Origin of the sequence: Staphylococcus sp. GDY8P47P (assembly GCF_016892225.1) — a bacterium.
GTDB lineage: Bacteria > Bacillota > Bacilli > Staphylococcales > Staphylococcaceae > Staphylococcus > Staphylococcus borealis.
This window is the reverse complement of sequence record NZ_JAFENV010000060.1, coordinates 1498-2576: the sequence shown is the minus strand read 5'-3', so window position 1 is coordinate 2576 and position 1079 is coordinate 1498. Positions and strand designations below refer to the sequence as shown.

The 1079-nt window shown below is 34.3% G+C and carries 2 protein-coding genes; both read right to left on the bottom strand.

All coding sequences use genetic code 11. The features are described from left to right. On the bottom strand, positions 1 to 450 hold a 450-nt coding region (locus JVV30_RS13045; protein ID WP_204194362.1), incomplete at its 3' end, for a recombinase family protein. A 191-nt stretch (positions 451 to 641) separates the two neighbouring features. Continuing rightward, positions 642 to 920, bottom strand: a complete 279-nt coding sequence (locus JVV30_RS13040) for a recombinase family protein (RefSeq protein ID WP_069854625.1) — start codon at positions 918 to 920, stop codon at positions 642 to 644. Positions 921 to 1079 lie beyond the last annotated feature (159 nt).

The window sequence follows — 1079 nt, the reverse complement described above, 5'->3', positions numbered from 1 at the left end:
TGTAATCATTTTACCTTGTTTAGCTTTTTCTTTGATTCCATTTTTGACTTGTTCGCCTATATTATCAGATTCTAGTTCGGCCAAGCTGATGAAAATATTGAGTTTGAGCCGATCGAATGCTTTATCCATGTCGAAGTAGCCATCATGAACGCTTAAGATATGAACATGATACGTTTGACATAATTTCATGAGCTTTAATGCATTTTTTAGATTACGATGAAGTCGATTTAGACGATAGCAACATAGTACGTCACATTGTCCTTGTTGAATCAGTTCAGTAATTTGCTGGTAACCGTTTCGCTTATCAGTGCGTCCTGATTGCTTATCGCTATAAAATGTGATGTGTTGAATATTGTGTTTTTTAGCTAATGTCTTGATGGCTTGTTTCTGTGCCGGAAGTGATTGTTGTTTTGTTGTACTTTGACGTAAGTAACCCATTGCTTGTTTCATCCTGTTTCCTCCTTCCACAGTGATAATATATATTTATGAATGAATTTACACATAAGCCCAACACCAATCAGGTGTTGGGCGTTATTATTAGTCATCAGCGTGATTGATTTCTTCAATCACTAAATCAGCGAGTAATGTGATTAATTCGTCCATATTCTTCCTCCCAATTGACTTTGATAGTAGTAAAAGTGTTATTCCAACATTGGAAACGTTGGAATGAGTTCGATACCTCGTGTTGAGCAGAGTCTGACCAATTTAGGATAATCTTCATAAATGCCCCAAAAGACAATATGTTTAGGTTTGACGTGCTTCAGTTTAATATCATTTATTAATTGGTTATCGTCGTTATAATCTTTTGTGATTTTATAACCATGTTCTTTACAATATGCTCTTACAGTATCAATAGGTTGTTTATCCAAGTGGTCTTCTCTTTCATCTGTAATATTATGTGCTAATGCAATTACTTTCATAATTTTTCCTCCGATTGATTTAATGAGCTACAACGCGTTTTAAGCGTTGTAGCGGTATAATATTCAAATTTATAGTTCTAATTCGTCACTTGCTTCTTTTTCTTTGGCTTGCTTAATAAAGTCATTAAGTAACTCAGGATTTGTAATGCCATCAAATTG

Coding starts and splice junctions, on each gene's coding strand:
- JVV30_RS13040 (WP_069854625.1), bottom strand. CDS start 920: ATGAAAGTAATTGCATTAGCACATAATATTACAGATGAAAGAGAAGAC.